Origin of the sequence: Propionibacterium acidifaciens DSM 21887, from assembly GCF_000426605.1 — a bacterium.
GTDB lineage: Bacteria > Actinomycetota > Actinomycetes > Propionibacteriales > Propionibacteriaceae > Propionibacterium > Propionibacterium acidifaciens.
The window spans coordinates 1-13,290 of sequence record NZ_AUFR01000017.1 but is presented as its reverse complement, the minus strand read 5'-3'; the positions used below and the strand labels follow the sequence as shown (position 1 = coordinate 13,290).

Annotated in this window: 13 protein-coding genes and 1 tRNA gene; 6 read left to right on the top strand and 8 right to left on the bottom strand. The window is 72.9% G+C overall.

Annotated elements, in window-relative coordinates; translation table 11 throughout:
• Positions 1 to 40 precede the first annotated feature (40 nt).
• Positions 41 to 529 carry an NUDIX hydrolase gene (locus tag K336_RS0107320; RefSeq protein ID WP_028706669.1) on the bottom strand — a complete coding sequence of 163 codons (489 nt, stop codon included), beginning with the start codon at positions 527 to 529 and terminating at the stop codon, positions 41 to 43.
• A gap of 123 nt (positions 530 to 652) precedes the next feature.
• Here K336_RS0107320 and K336_RS18560 point away from each other — a divergent pair, with 123 nt between their 5' ends.
• Positions 653 to 811 carry a hypothetical protein gene (locus K336_RS18560; RefSeq protein ID WP_155945028.1) on the top strand — a complete coding sequence of 53 codons (159 nt, stop codon included), beginning with the start codon at positions 653 to 655 and terminating at the stop codon, positions 809 to 811.
• 216 nt (positions 812 to 1,027) lie between these two features.
• Here the strand turns inward: K336_RS18560 and K336_RS0107310 are convergent, their stop codons facing one another.
• Entirely contained in the window at positions 1,028 to 1,906 is an 879-nt protein-coding gene (locus tag K336_RS0107310) for a hypothetical protein (RefSeq protein WP_021796176.1), read from the bottom strand.
• Positions 1,907 to 2,366: 460 nt separating this feature from the next.
• Here K336_RS0107310 and K336_RS0107305 point away from each other — a divergent pair, with 460 nt between their 5' ends.
• Positions 2,367 to 2,795: a hypothetical protein gene (locus tag K336_RS0107305; RefSeq protein WP_028706668.1), complete on the top strand. Its 429-nt coding sequence runs from the start codon at positions 2,367 to 2,369 to the stop codon at positions 2,793 to 2,795.
• A 261-nt stretch (positions 2,796 to 3,056) separates the two neighbouring features.
• Here the strand turns inward: K336_RS0107305 and K336_RS0107300 are convergent, their stop codons facing one another.
• A complete protein-coding gene (locus K336_RS0107300) occupies positions 3,057 to 3,326 on the bottom strand; it encodes a hypothetical protein (RefSeq protein ID WP_021796173.1) in 270 nt (89 codons plus the stop codon).
• A gap of 14 nt (positions 3,327 to 3,340) precedes the next feature.
• Positions 3,341 to 5,053: a sodium:solute symporter family protein gene (locus K336_RS0107295; protein ID WP_028706667.1), complete on the bottom strand. Its 1,713-nt coding sequence runs from the start codon at positions 5,051 to 5,053 to the stop codon at positions 3,341 to 3,343.
• A 204-nt stretch (positions 5,054 to 5,257) separates the two neighbouring features.
• On the opposite strand from K336_RS0107295, the gene galK reads away from it, so the two are divergent.
• From galK to K336_RS0107275, 4 genes are read left to right on the top strand one after another with little or no spacing between them, the layout of a single operon-like run.
• A complete protein-coding gene (gene galK, locus K336_RS0107290; protein WP_028706666.1) occupies positions 5,258 to 6,439 on the top strand; it encodes a galactokinase in 1,182 nt (393 codons plus the stop codon).
• Positions 6,439 to 7,815, top strand: a complete 1,377-nt coding sequence (locus tag K336_RS0107285; protein ID WP_028706665.1) for a UTP--glucose-1-phosphate uridylyltransferase — start codon at positions 6,439 to 6,441, stop codon at positions 7,813 to 7,815. The genes galK and K336_RS0107285 overlap by 1 nt, the downstream gene beginning before the upstream one ends.
• Positions 7,812 to 8,750, top strand: a complete 939-nt coding sequence (locus K336_RS15210; protein WP_043150535.1) for an aldose 1-epimerase family protein — start codon at positions 7,812 to 7,814, stop codon at positions 8,748 to 8,750. The genes K336_RS0107285 and K336_RS15210 overlap by 4 nt, the downstream gene beginning before the upstream one ends.
• Positions 8,729 to 9,751 carry a LacI family DNA-binding transcriptional regulator gene (locus K336_RS0107275; protein WP_028706664.1) on the top strand — a complete coding sequence of 341 codons (1,023 nt, stop codon included), beginning with the start codon at positions 8,729 to 8,731 and terminating at the stop codon, positions 9,749 to 9,751. Before K336_RS15210 ends, K336_RS0107275 begins: the two co-directional genes overlap by 22 nt.
• Positions 9,752 to 9,862: 111 nt before the next feature.
• On the opposite strand, the gene K336_RS0107270 is transcribed toward K336_RS0107275, so the two are convergent.
• From K336_RS0107270 to K336_RS17000, 4 genes are all read right to left on the bottom strand, one after another.
• Positions 9,863 to 9,938, bottom strand: a tRNA-Thr gene (locus tag K336_RS0107270).
• A gap of 123 nt (positions 9,939 to 10,061) precedes the next feature.
• A complete protein-coding gene (locus tag K336_RS0107265; RefSeq protein ID WP_051245507.1) occupies positions 10,062 to 11,696 on the bottom strand; it encodes an alpha/beta hydrolase in 1,635 nt (544 codons plus the stop codon).
• On the bottom strand, positions 11,696 to 11,950 hold the full coding sequence (locus K336_RS18985; RefSeq protein WP_123826177.1) for a hypothetical protein: 255 nt from the start codon (positions 11,948 to 11,950) through the stop codon (positions 11,696 to 11,698). The genes K336_RS0107265 and K336_RS18985 overlap by 1 nt, the downstream gene beginning before the upstream one ends.
• Before the next feature lie 118 nt (positions 11,951 to 12,068).
• Positions 12,069 to 13,121, bottom strand: a complete 1,053-nt coding sequence (locus tag K336_RS17000; RefSeq protein WP_021796790.1) for a DoxX family protein — start codon at positions 13,119 to 13,121, stop codon at positions 12,069 to 12,071.
• Positions 13,122 to 13,290: the final 169 nt, after the last annotated feature.

Sequence of the window (13,290 nt, the reverse complement as noted above, 5' to 3'; positions counted from 1 at the left end):
CGGCCGGGTCCCGCGAGGACGGCGCCGGGCCGAGGCGGGCTCAGCGCCCGTCCGCGCCGATCCGCACGCGCCGCTCGCCGGACAGGGCGTGGGCGACTTTGCGCCGGAAGCGCTCCGCCATCGGGGGCAGCGCGGAGGCGGGGAACCAGCCGACCGCGGTGGACTCCTCGTCGCCGACGTGGGCCCGGCCGCCGACCGGATGGGCCAGCAGGCAGGTGTCGAAGAACTGGCACCGGTCGCCGTTGCCGTAGGTCTGGGGCGCGAGGGTCTCGACCCAGGTGACGCGGTCTATCTCGATCCGCACGCCGGTCTCCTCCAGGGCCTCGCGGACGGCCGCGGTGTCGACGTCCTCGCCCGGGTCGGCGATGCCGGTCACGGGGGTCCACTGGCCGTTGTCGGAGCGGCGCACCAGCAGCAGCTCGCGCCCGTCCGGGCCTTCGCGGACGATGACGGCGCTGACGCCGGGCAGGACGAGCAGTTCGTGCCCGACGCTCTCGCGCAGTCGCAGGACGTACTCCGGTGTGGCCATGGGGATCCTCCGCTGGATGGTGTGCCCGCTCTCCTCCCTCATCGTGGCACAAGGTCGTGGCCGTCGGTGCCGGGCGCACCAGGGCGCTCACTGCGCCGGCAGCGGCCTCCCTCGAAGGACCCCATGAAGAACCGCCTCACCATCGCCGCCGGAACCGTCCTCGCCCCGACCGGGTGCTCCTCTGCCGCGCAGCCCTCGAAGAACTCGTCGGCGTCCGCGAGCGCCTCGACCGACGAGCAGGAGTTCGACGCCTTCCTCGACGGCATCACCCGGGTCGGCTGATCCCGCCCGGCTCCGGCGGCACGGGTCCGGCCCGCGTGGGTGACGGTCGCGCATCGACGCCGGGGCGCCGTCCGAAGAGGACCCCCGGCCGACGCCGCCGGAGGGACACGGGCAGGCGGGGCCGGGACGGGCCTCGGACCGGCCGGCCGGCAGCCCCTCGGCCCCGCGCCCGAGGAGGACGAGCAGCGTCATGACACGCCCCCCGGGCAGGGGCGGTCATGACCAGACCGAACCGGCGCGCGAGGCGGCGCTGTTCGCGCGGATGCCCTGCACGACGCAGACGAGCAGGTGCACCACCGTCAGAAGGGCCCAGAAGAGGATGTCGAGCATGACGCCCGAGTTGAGCGCGGCGGCGTCGCCGGGAGACTCCGCCATCGTCGTGAGACCGACCGCATAGAAGAGCACGAGGAGCGCGGCCGAGATGCTCGCAACGGCGATGCCCCAGTACATCGCCTGCGACGCGAACCGCCCCGGCGTCCCGCCCGGACGCCGCTGGTTGGAGCCGACGACGATCATGACGATGCCCGTGATGAGGAGGTTGAAGAACGGGAACCCGATCAGCGCGATGAGCCCGAGGAACCACGACAGCGCGCCGGTCGGCGCCTGGACGATGCACGCCCCGGGTTGGTACGAGGTGTACGGGACGGGCCGGTAGGGAGCCGGCTGGTACGGGTACTGCTGGGGGACGGGCGCGGGGAGCTGCTGGCCGGGCACCGGCTGCGGCGGCGCGTACGGGAACGGGGGCACCGGCTGCTGGTACGGGTACTGCTGGAAAGCGGGCTGCTGAACGGGCTGCTCCGCGGAGGACGCGGCCTGGGCGGGCGACTGCTGCCCGACGAACGGCAGGGGCTGTTCCTGCGGCTCGCGGATCGGGACCCGTGCGGACTGCCCGGTCAGGTACGCCCCCTGCTGCGGAGCGGGCTGCGGCGGCGGGAACGGCGCGGTCTCGGCAGGGGGCTGCTCCGACGGCCCGGCCTCGGGCTGCGACGGTTCCTGCCGAGCGGACATCCCTCCGGGCTCCGACTCGTCCCCCGACAGGAAATCAGGACCGACGATGGGTTGTTCGGCGCCGCCGGCGGACGACTCCTCGCTCATGAATGCCCCCTGCCCCCTCGTGCAGCCCTGTCCCGGGCGCCCCGTCCGGCCCGTTCGTGCGGCGCCGGCTCGCGGATCCTCTCCGGCAAGACTACGGCATCCCGCCCGATCCCGTCCCCCGGAGGAGGCCGACCGCCGGAGCGGCTGCTGCTCCCCGGGCACGCCCGGGCCGCACGGGGCCCGCCCGCACGGAACCGCACGACGCACCCGGCCGACTCCCCGCCGGCCGGCCCGTCGTGCAGGGCTGCGAACGCCGGGGCCCACCAGCGGTCGGAGCCGTCGCCGCGCGGCGCCCGGGGACGATGGTGCCCGCCCCGGCCCGCACCCGCTGTGCGGAGATCGACACCGAACGGACGATCACCGCGCAGTGAACGGCTGCCGGGCGGTGTTACAGTACGGACGTCGACGCGCCGGGGACGACCGCACCCGAGGCGCACCCGCTCGAGGTCAGGAGAGCGCGATGGGCGCGAAGGACGTCATGCGCAAGGGAGCGAGGGGCGCGAGCGCCCTCCTCGCGAGCAAGGCCGTCGAGAGGCTCGTCACCCCGGAGAACACCCAGCGGGTCGTCGACGCCGTCAGGGACGCCCACCTCGGCAGGAGGGCGAAGCAGGCCGCCGCGAGGATGACGCCGCCGAAGCGGCCCAGCCGCTCGGAGCAGCTTCGGCGCACGCTCGACCAGATCGAGCGGATCGTCCGCGAGGACACCACCGGCAGCTTCACCGACGAGCAGACCGGACAGTGGCTGCGCACGGCGGGCTCACTGCGCAACTCGCTCGACATGACGCAGGTGCGCCGGGGCAAGGACCGCCGGACGAGGACCCAGGACCTCGAGGCCCGCGTCAACGCCCTCTACGAGGAGGTCTTCCAGGCGGCGATGCCGCAGGACTGAGCGCCCGGCGGTGACCGGGCGTCCCGCAACGGACGCCTGCAACGACCGCGAGCGGCCCGCGACCGCTCGACGCGACCCCCGCGCGCACTCACTGTGCGGAGCTCGACATCAGACGGATGATCTCCGCACGGTGAACAGTCCCGGACCGCCGGACGCGGCGGGCGGACGGGGACGGCGAGCGCAGGAGGACGAATGCGGAAGGCGCCGTCCGGCCCTTGGGCCGGAACGGCGCCTTCCGCCAGCAGGACCGGGAGTCAGCGGTCAGACGGCCTTCGCGGCCGCGTCGTCCGCCGGCTCCGGCACGTAGGTCGGGCGCAGCCTCGCCCAGGTCAGGAAGACGGCGCCGACGACGAGCAGGGCGATGCCGCCCCACAGGTTGGCGTTGACGCCGCCGGTCTTGTCGAGGGCCTTGTCGGCGAAGCAGCCCATCAGGGTGATGATGATGCCGTAGAGGCCCATGAGGCCCCCGATGACGTTGCGGACGTCGAACAGGCCTGCGCTGTGGCGGTGCGTCTGTGCGGATTCACTCATTGTCCGAACCCTCCTCAGAAGGCGATGTTGAGAACGATGACCAGGACCAGGGCGGTGATCGCCAGCGGCACCGGGCGCTTGAGCAGCGGCAGCGACGCCTCCTCCGGGTCCTTGAAGTGCGACCTCGGCGTCTCGGAGTAGACGAAGCCGACGAGCTCGGAGACCGGCTTCGGCTTCGTGCACAGCGAGACGATGACGCTCACCAGGACGTCCACGACGAAGCCCGTCGAGGCCGCCACGAAGGCCGTCCCCTGGCCGGGCAGCGTGATGACACCGACCTGGCTGAGCGCCCAGACGAAGATCGCCGAGAAGGTGCCCGCCAGCAGACCGCTCCAGCCGGCCGCCGGCGTCATCCGCTTCCAGAACATGCCCACGATGAAGGTCGCGAACAGCGGGGCGTTGAAGAAGCCGAACAGCGTCTGCAGGTAGTCCATGATGTTCGAGAACTGGCCGGCGATGAGGGCGGTGAAGATGGCGATGACGGTCGCGGCGAGGGTCGCGATGCGGCCGACCTTGACGTAGTAGGCGTCGTCGCGGTTCTTGACGGCATAGGCCTGCCACAGGTCGACGGAGACCACGGTGTTGAACGCGGAGATGTTGGCCGCCATGCCGGCCATGAACGCGGCGAGCAGACCGGTGATGGCCAGGCCGAGCAGACCGTTCGGCAGCAGATCGCGCATGAGCAGGATGATCGAGTCGTTGTACTTGACGACGGTGCCGGAGGCGCCGCCGGCGACGTCGACGCCCATCTTCGTCCGCATGATCTCGGGCACGAGGACGGCGGCGAGCATGCCGGGCAGGATCGTGATGAACGGCACGAGCATCTTCGGGAAGGAGCCGACGATCGGCGTCTTGCGGGCGGCCGTCATCGACTCGGAGGCCATGGCGCGCTGGACCTCGACGAAGTTCGTCGTCCAGTAGCCGAAGGAGAGCACGAAGCCGAGGCCGAAGACGATGCCGATGACCGACAGGACGGGGCTGTTGAAGCCGGACAGCGCCTGGCCGGGCCAGGAGTGCAGCTGCTGGGAGGCGGTGGCGACGTCGGCGCCCTGCGCGGCGGCGGTGTCGGCGAACTCGGTGATCCTGGCCTTCAGCCCGCTCCAGCCGCCGACGCGGTGCAGACCGATGAGGGTCAGCGGCAGCAGCGAGGCGACGATGACGAAGAACTGGAGCACCTCGTTGTAGATCGCCGCGGACAGGCCGCCGAAGCTGATGTAGGCGAAGACGATGACGGCCGCGACGACCAGCGCGACCCACAGCGGCCAGCCGAGCAGGGCGTGGACGATGGAGCCGAGCAGGTACAGGTTGATGCCGGCGATGAGCAGCTGGGCCATGGCGAACGACAGGGCGTTCACCAAGTGGGCGCCGACGCCGAAGCGCTTGCGCATGAACTCCGGCACGGAGCGCACCTTGGAGCCGTAGTAGAAGGGCATCATGACGACGCCCAGGAAGAGCATGGCCGGCACCGCGCCGATCCAGAAGTAGTGCACCGTCGGGATGCCGATCTCGGCGCCGTTGGCCGACATGCCCATGATCTCGACGGCCCCCAGGTTGGCCGAGACGAACGCCAGGCCGGTCACCCAGGCCGGCAGCGAGCGCCCCGACAGGAAGAAGCCGATGGTGTCGGACGCCTGTCGGCGGGCCGCCAGTCCGATGCCGAGGACGGCGGCGAAGTAGATCGCGATGATCAGGTAGTCCACGAGGTTCGCGTGGATGATGGTGCTCATCGTCCTTGATGTCCTCTCTCGCGGGTGACACGGGACCGGCCTCCGTGGCGGGCCCCGAATGTTTACGTCACCATTCGTGTTCCATCTCAGTCTGCGCGAAATGACGGATCATTGTCAACCCGAGGAGCCACTTGCGTACAACAGGTGTTTACGTCACCATATTGACGTGCGGGCCAGAGCGGTCCCGCATGAAGGAGACGAACGATGACGTACGAGATCTCTTCCTGGCCCGAGGCCGTCGGGGCCGCCCGGGCCGCGGAGCTGTTCACCACCGCCTTCGGGGCGGAGCCCACCGGCGTGTGGGCCTCGCCGGGGCGCGTCAACCTCATCGGCGAGCACCTCGACTACAACGGGGGCTCGTCCGTGCCGATCGCCCTGCCGCACGCCACCTACGTGGCGCTGAGCCCGCGCGAGGACGGCAGGGTGCGCATCACCTCGGACGGCGCCGAACCGGGGCTGTGGACCGGCGCCCTGGCCGACGTCATGCCCGGCGGCGGGCAACCGACCTGGGTGAGCTACGCCCTCGGCGCCGCCTGGGTGCTGTCCCGGGCCGGGCACGCGCTGACCGGCGTCGACGCGGCGATCGTCTCGTGCGTGCCGACGAGCGCCGGGCTCTCCTCGTCCGCGGCCATCGAGTGCGCGGTCGGGCTGGCCCTCGTCGAGGTCCTCGGCCTGCCGGTCGGGCGCCGTGAGCTCGTGGGCGTCTGCCAGCGGGCCGAGAACGAGGTCGTCGGGGCCCCCACCGGCTCGATGGACCAGTCGGCCTCGCTGCTGGCGGACGCCGGGCGCGCCCTGGTGCTCAACACGCTCGACGGATCCACCGAGCTCGTCCCCTTCGACCTGTCGGACCGGGGTCTCTGCCTGCTCGTCATCGACACCCGCGCCAAGCACGCCCTCGTCGACGGCCAGTACGCGGCCCGCCGCGCCGCCTGCGAGCGGGTCGCCGCCCGCGAGGGCGTGGATCTGCTCGGACGGATCGCCGACCCGCACGCCCTGCTGGAGCGCCTCGACGACCCCGTGGAGCTCAAGCGGGTGCGTCACGTCGTCACCGAGATCGAGCGGGTCGACGCCTTCGTCGCGCTGCTGCGCGCCGGGGACTACGACCGGATCGGCCCCCTCATGGACGCCTCGCACGCGTCGCTGCGCGACGACTACGAGGTCAGCTGCCCCGAGCTCGACGGCGCCGTCGACACCGCCCGCGCCGCCGGGGCGCTCGGCGCGAGGATGACCGGCGGCGGCTTCGGCGGCTCGGCCATCGCGCTCGTGCCCGCCGGGCTCGTCGGCCGGGTGGAGCGGGCCGTCGAGGAGGCCTACGCCGAGCACGGCTGGGGCCCGCCGCGGTTCATCCCGGCGGTCGCCGCCGAGGCCGGACGGAGGGTGCGGTGATGAGCGCCACGGGTCTGGAGCGCGCCACCGCGCGGATGAGGGACGCCGGCATGCCGCAGCTGGCGATCGACGTCTTCGCCGACTACTACCACCAGCTCGAGCAGGGGCGCACGGGGCTCATCCCCGAGGAGTCCATCACGCCGATCACACAGGTCGACGACCTCGCCGACGCACGGTTCGGGGCCGAGGAGCAGGCGCAGGCGCTGCGCCGCACCGTCTTCGTCAAGCTCAACGGCGGCCTGGGCACCTCGATGGGCATGGACCGGGCCAAGTCGCTGCTGCCGGTGCGCGAGGGGCTGTGCTTCCTCGACATCATCGTCCGTCAGCTGCAGGCCGTGCGCGCGGCGACCGGGGTGCAGGCCCCGCTCATCCTCATGAACTCGTTCCGCACCAGGGACGACAGCCTCGCGCTGCTGGCCGGCCATCCGCCGCTGAACCCCGACGGCATCCCGTCCGACTTCTGCCAGCACCGCGAGCCGAAGCTTCTCGTCGAGACGCTGGAGCCGGTCGACTGGCCGTCCGACCCCGGGCTCGAGTGGTGCCCGCCGGGCCACGGCGACATCTACGTGGCCCTCCAGACCACGGGCATCCTCGACGAGCTCATCGCCCGCGGCTACCGCTACATGAACACCTCGAACGCCGACAACCTGGGGGCCGCCCCCGACGGGCGACTGGCGGCCTGGTTCGCCGCCTCGGGCGCGCCGTACTCCCCCGAGGTCTGCCTGCGCACCCCGGCCGACCGCAAGGGCGGCCACCTGGCCGTCCGGCGCAGCGACGGACGGATGATCCTGCGCGACACGGCGCAGACCCCCGACGAGGACATGCGCTGGTTCACCGACGAGCACCGGCACCGCTTCTTCCACACGAACAACCTGTGGTTCGACCTGGTGGCGCTGCGCGACGCGCTGGCCGTCCGCGGCGGCCCGCCGGGGCTGCCGCTCATCCGCAACCGCAAGCACGTCGACCCCTCGGACCCCTCGTCGCCCGAGGTCTTCCAGATCGAGTCGGCCCTCGGGGCGATCGTCGAGCTCTTCGACGGGGCCCGCCCGGTGCTCGTGCCGCGCGAGCGCTTCCTTCCGGTCAAGACCACCGACGACCTCGCGCTGCTGCGCTCGGACGTCTACGAGCTGGACGCCGACAGCCGCCTCCGCCGCACCACCGGGGGCATCCCGCTGGTGCGCCTCGACCCGGAGCACTACAAGCGGATCGCCGACTTCGAGGCCCGCTTCCCGGCCGGGGTGCCGTCCCTGCGGGAGGCCTCGAGCCTCACGGTGCAGGGCGACTGGACCTTCGGCTCGGGCGTCGTCGTCCACGGCGACGCGGTGCTGGGGCCGACCGAGCGGCCGATGCGCGTCGAGGACGGGGCACGGCTGTGAACGGCGGGCGGGGCACGGGCGCCGGGACATCCGGCGACGAGCTGGCCCTGACGCGGGAGGGCCAGAGCATCGTCGTCACGGCGTCCGGAGGGGCGCTGCGCAGCTACCGGGTGGGCGGGCGCGACGTCGTCGTCCCCTTCGCCCCGGGGGCGCCCACGCCGGGCATGCACGGCGCCGTCCTGGCCCCGTGGCCGAACCGGCTGGACGGCGGGCGCTACGTCTTCGACGGCGTGGAGCACCGGGTACCGGTCAACGAGCCGGGGCGCGACAACGCGAACCACGGCTTCACGCACGAGCTGCGCTGGCGACTGGCCTCGGACGGGGCGTCCGTCACCGCGTCGGTGCTGCTCGACGGGCTGCCCGGCTACCCGTTCACGATCCGCCTGGAGGTCCGCTACGCGCTCGGCCCGGACGGCCTGACGATCACGGCGACCGCGACGAACAGGGGCGGAACGGACGCGCCGTTCGGGATCGGCTTCCACCCCTGGCTGTCGCCGGGCGCCGAGCGCGTCGACGACTGCCTGCTGAGCGTCGATGCGGCCGCCTGGGTCGAGACCGACGACAGGCTGCTGCCGGCGGGCGTCCGGCCGGTTCCGCCGGAGCTGGACTACTCCACGCGCCCCCGGCCCGTCGGCGCGGCACGACTGGACGACGGCTTCGCCGAGGCCGTCCGCGGACAGGACGGCCGCTCCTGGGTGCGGCTCGCCTCGCCGGACGGCCTCACCGCCGCCGCCTGGTCCCGGGCCCCGCTGGACTTCTGGCAGATCTGCACCGGCGACTTCCCCGACCTGGGGCCGTTGGAGCGGGCCGGTGTCGCCGCCGAACCCATGTCGTGCCCGGCGAACGCGCTGGCAAGCGGTGATCATCTGATGAGACTCCACCCGGGGCGAAGTCGGACCGTATCCTGGGGACTGTGTCTGAACGAAGTCAGGTGAGTCGGCGCCCCCGGGCGTCCATGCAGGATGTTGCGCGCCTGGCGGGGGTGTCCGCGCAGACGGTCTCGCGCGTCGCGCGCGAGGAGGGCACGGTCAGGCCCGAGACGACCAGGAGGGTCCGCGAGGCGATGCGCCAGCTCGGTTACGCGCCGAACCGGGCGGCCCAGGCGCTGCGCAGCGGCGCCTTCAACACCGTCGGCGTCATCGGGCACAAGCTGGCCAGGACCGGGGAGGCCCACATCATCGACGCCGTGACGACGGCGTTGCGGGACGAGGGCTTCGGCATCCTGCTCGTCGACGCGCCCTCGAACAGCGCGGTCGACTTCACCCGGGCGCTCAACTCCCTGTCGCAGGCGGTCGACGGGGTCGTCGTGCTGCGCCTGGAGACGCCGAGCGCCACGCCGGTGCAGCTGCCCGACGGCATCCCCCTCGTCGTGGGCGACTTCCGCTACACGGACCGGCACACGGCCGTCGGTACCGACCAGACGAACGGCGCCCGCGACGCGGTGCACCATCTGCTCGGCCTCGGCCACGAGACGGTGCACCACATCGCCGGCCCATCGTCCTCGGTGCAGGCCCGCGCCCGCGAGCAGGCGTGGATCGCGACCCTGTGGGAGGAGGGCCGGGCCGTGCCCCCGCTCGTGCGCGGCGACTGGTCGCCGCGGTCCGGCTACGAGGCGGGGCGTCGGCTGCTCGAGGACCCGGACGTGACGGCCGTCTTCTGCGCCAACGACGAGATGGCGCTCGGCTTCATCCGGGCCTGCCACGAGGAGGGGCGGAGCATCCCCGAGGACATCTCGGTGGTCGGCTTCGACGACATCATGGCCGAGTGGATGTGGCCGCCGCTCACGACGGTCGCGCAGGACTTCGCGACGATCGGCACCGAGCTCGTGGCGGCCCTGCTGCCCCAGCTGCGAGGCGAGCCCGACGAGCCCCGCGGCATCCTCGTGCCGGCTCCTCTCGTGGTGCGGGGCAGCACGACGACGCCGCACCGGCGCTGAGGGCGAGCGCCGACGGAGGGGCCCGGCGCGCGCACGGGCCGGGAGGCACGAGTGGGAGGGCCGCTCGGCGGCCCTCCCACTGCGCGCTGGAGTCAACTGCCCACTGCGCGCTGGAGCCAACTGCGGGAATCGAACCCGCGACCTACGCTTTACGAGAGCGTCGCTCTACCGACTGAGCTAAGTTGGCGCGCCGTCCCGTCGGACGGCGGGTTCACTATACCGGGTGGATCGGTCCGGGGGCGAATCCCCGGCCGGACGGGTCCCGCCGGCGCGGCGCCGTGGATGCGACGACCGGGCCCCGGCGGATGGTTCAGTCCGTGCAGACCAGACCGTCCTGGGGCACCGCGCCGTCGGCGAGGAAGCCGGTCACGGCGCCGTCGAGGCAACCGCTGCCCTCCCCGTAGGCCCCGTGGCCCTGCGCCTGCCGGCTCACGAGCACCGTCGTCGGCATCTGCTCGCGCATCCACTGCGCGTACTCGTGCGGGGTCGCCGAATCGCCCGTGTTCGAGACGATGAGGATCGTCGGCGCGTCCGCGGCCGTGATCCTGATCTGCGCCGCCGGCTCGGCCGCCCAGGTCGGGCAACTCAACCCGACCCCCATCGCCCGGCCCAGCACCGGCGCGGCGGCATGGTCGTCGTCCCGCCAGTCCTCGATCGCCGCCTCGACGCCCCGGTCCGTCGCGTCAGCGCAGCCGATCGCCGGGAACGAGTAGGCCAGCTGCTCGTACCCCCCGTCACCGCGCCCGTTCATCGTGTCGGCGGCCCTCAGCAGATTGTCCCCGTCCCCCGAACGGGCCCGCCCGATCGCCTCGGCGAGATCCGGGTAGGAGCTCGTGTCCTGGTAGAGGAACATCAGGATGCCGTTCACCGCCAGGGTCTGGGTCAGCATCCGGCCGCCCACCGCCAGCGGCCGCCCGTCCAGCCCGTCGAGGAGCGACGAGACCGCCCCGAGCACCTCCTCCCGGTCCTCGCCGAGACCGCACGACGAACCGGCGCACCAGTCCGCGAACGCGTCGAGGGCCTGTTCGAAGCCATCGGCCTGACTCACGCTGTCCCGGTCCGTCACGTTGACCGCCGAATCGAGCACCATCCGCCCGACGTGATCCGGGTACAGTTCCGCGTAGACCGCACCCAGCCACGTGCCGTAGCTGACCCCGTACCAGTTGAGCCTGCGCTGGCCGAGCAGGACACGGACAAGATCCATGTCGTAGGCGTTCTCGATGGAGCTGATGTGGTCGAGCAGCGCGCCCGAGTGCTCGCGGCACTGCGCCGCGAAGTCCTTGTTCACCGCGACGAGCGCATCCGTCTCGGCCTGGTCGTCGGGCGACCAGTCCGCGTCCTCCAGGGCGTCCGTCTGCTCCAGGTCGCCGCAGACCACCGGCGTCGAGTCCCCCGAGCCCCGCGGATCGACGCCCACGATGGTGTAGTCCTCGAGCCCGGTCGTGTCGATGGAGCCGACGAAGTCCTGGGCGCTGCCGCCCGGCCCGCCCGGGTTCACGAAGAGGGTCTCGTCCGAGTTCCCGTTCTCGGCCGGGCGCATCCGCATCGCCAGGGTGATCGCCCGCCCGTCCGGGTCGTTCCAGTCGAGCGGGACGATGACTCTCGCGCACCGGTAGCCGAAGCCCTCCCCACCGGAATCGCACCGGCCCCAGTCCACCTGCTGGTTCAGGTACCGCTGCAGCCCCTGACCGGCGGGCGCATCCGTGAACCCCGGCACCTCCGGCCCCGCGACGTCCAGCTTCTGGCGATCGGGCGCATCCCCAAGATCGTCCCACGTCGCCGACGGGACCGGCACGGTGAGCACCTCGTCCGCCGCCGAGGGGCTCCAAGCCGTCGACGTGGAGGGGATCAGTGTGGAGGGGAGGTCGGGTCCGCATCCGGTGAGTGCCACGGCGCAGACCACGGCGAGCAGAAGGGCCAGGCGGCCGGGACGGGGATCATCCATCACTGATTCCTCCTCGAGGTCACGGCGGCGGACCGGGCCCCATGGCGCCGGTGCACCTCGCAGCGGGCCGGGGCGGCGCAGGCGGGCACGCCGGAGCCGTGGGCGGACCCGCCGCGCCGCACGGCGGTGTCCGCCTCGACAACGCCCTCGACGGGACGGAGGCCCCCGTTCCCGGGCACGGGCCTGCCGTCACCGCCGACGGGAGGATGGCGCTGCCCGAACGGCTCGGAACACACGGCCGGGGTCCTCGTCATGACCAGCACGATACAGCGGGCGCCCGGGAGTCGGGCCGGGTGAGCGACACCGGCCCCGAACGCGACGGCCCCGCCCGGCGGTTCGCCGGACGGGACCGTTCGTCGGAGAGGGATGGGATCAGCCCTGGAGCCTGGCCTTCCTCCTGGCCCGCGAGCGGCGCAGCCCGGCGTCGACGGACCAGCCGCCGGCGCCGACGAACAGGAGGCACAGGCCGATGCCGGCCAGCAGGAACTCCAAGTCGCCGGAGAAGCCGGCCCGGCCCGCGACGAACGGGTTGAAGTGGCCCCAGCGGAAGAGCACGAGGGTGGCCACGGCCAGCGCGGCGAGCAGGACGGCGGCGATGCGGGTGCCCAGGCCGAAGAGGATCATCGCGGCGAGGACGAGGGCGAGGATGCCGACGCCCATCGCAACCATGTCGGCCTGCGGGACGCCGATGCTCTGGAGGGCGTCGGTGACCGGGCCGGTCTCGGTGACGATCTGGAAGCCGAGGACTCCGACGACGGCGGCCGCGACGATGCGCAGGAGAACGAGGCCCAATGAGCCGGCGAACCTGTCGGTCGTGCGCTTGGCGGGCGCCGCGGCGGCGGGGGCCTCGGCAGCAGCAGGGGCCTCGGCGGCAGCGACGGTGCCGAGACGGCGGTCGCGCTCGGCCTTCTGACGGGCGCGGGCGGCGGCTTCGGCCTGCTGGGCACGGACCTCGGCCTCGCGAGCGGCGCGCTCGTAGGCGGCCTGGGTCTCGGCGTCCTTGCCGGAGGCGTCCTCACCCGGGGCGATGATCCTCGTCCCGTCGGCCTTCGTCCCGTCGAGGCCGTCGTCGGGCCCGGCTGCGGCGTCCTCGGCGGCGTCATCGTCGACCGCACCGAGAAGAGCGGTCCGCTCGGGGTCGTCCTCCGCAACAGGGGCCCCGGGCCCGCCGCCGACGGCCGAGTCCTCCAGGGGGGACGTCCCGACGACACGGGTGTCCTCGTCGAACTCGGCGAGCGCGGCCGTCTCGTCGTCGAGCTGCTCGTCGGGCTCCTCCACGGCCGCCCGCTCGGCGACGACGGGCTCGCCGCCGAGGGGCTCGGGGTCAACGGATGCGCCCGCCCGGGACGGGACGCCGGAAGTCTGCACGGGCTGGTCGGCGGGCGTGCTCACACTGTCGTACAGGCCCTCGTTCTGGTCGCTCACAGGCTGGTCCTCTCCGCTGCTCGGTGCGCTGCGCCCGTCAGGGCGCTGGACATACACACGTCATTGTCGTGGAGCCGTCGCGGGACGAGCCGCTTCAACACGCCCGGCGGGGGCGGATCGGGTCGCCCGGCCCGGGGCGGCGGGCGCGTCGCCCCGCTCAGCGGGCCGC

Bases quoted from the DNA above. Each gene is read 5' to 3' on its own strand.
- K336_RS0107265 (WP_051245507.1), bottom strand. From the start codon at position 11,696: ATGGATGATCCCCGTCCCGGCCGCCTGGCCCTTCTGCTCGCCGTGGTC.
- K336_RS0107285 (WP_028706665.1), top strand. From the start codon at position 6,439: ATGAGCGCCACGGGTCTGGAGCGCGCCACCGCGCGGATGAGGGACGCC.
- K336_RS0107305 (WP_028706668.1), top strand. From the start codon at position 2,367: ATGGGCGCGAAGGACGTCATGCGCAAGGGAGCGAGGGGCGCGAGCGCC.
- K336_RS0107320 (WP_028706669.1), bottom strand. From the start codon at position 529: ATGGCCACACCGGAGTACGTCCTGCGACTGCGCGAGAGCGTCGGGCAC.
- K336_RS0107310 (WP_021796176.1), bottom strand. From the start codon at position 1,906: ATGAGCGAGGAGTCGTCCGCCGGCGGCGCCGAACAACCCATCGTCGGT.
- K336_RS0107300 (WP_021796173.1), bottom strand. From the start codon at position 3,326: ATGAGTGAATCCGCACAGACGCACCGCCACAGCGCAGGCCTGTTCGAC.
- K336_RS18985 (WP_123826177.1), bottom strand. From the start codon at position 11,950: ATGACGAGGACCCCGGCCGTGTGTTCCGAGCCGTTCGGGCAGCGCCAT.
- K336_RS0107295 (WP_028706667.1), bottom strand. From the start codon at position 5,053: ATGAGCACCATCATCCACGCGAACCTCGTGGACTACCTGATCATCGCG.
- galK (WP_028706666.1), top strand. From the start codon at position 5,258: ATGACGTACGAGATCTCTTCCTGGCCCGAGGCCGTCGGGGCCGCCCGG.
- K336_RS18560 (WP_155945028.1), top strand. From the start codon at position 653: ATGAAGAACCGCCTCACCATCGCCGCCGGAACCGTCCTCGCCCCGACC.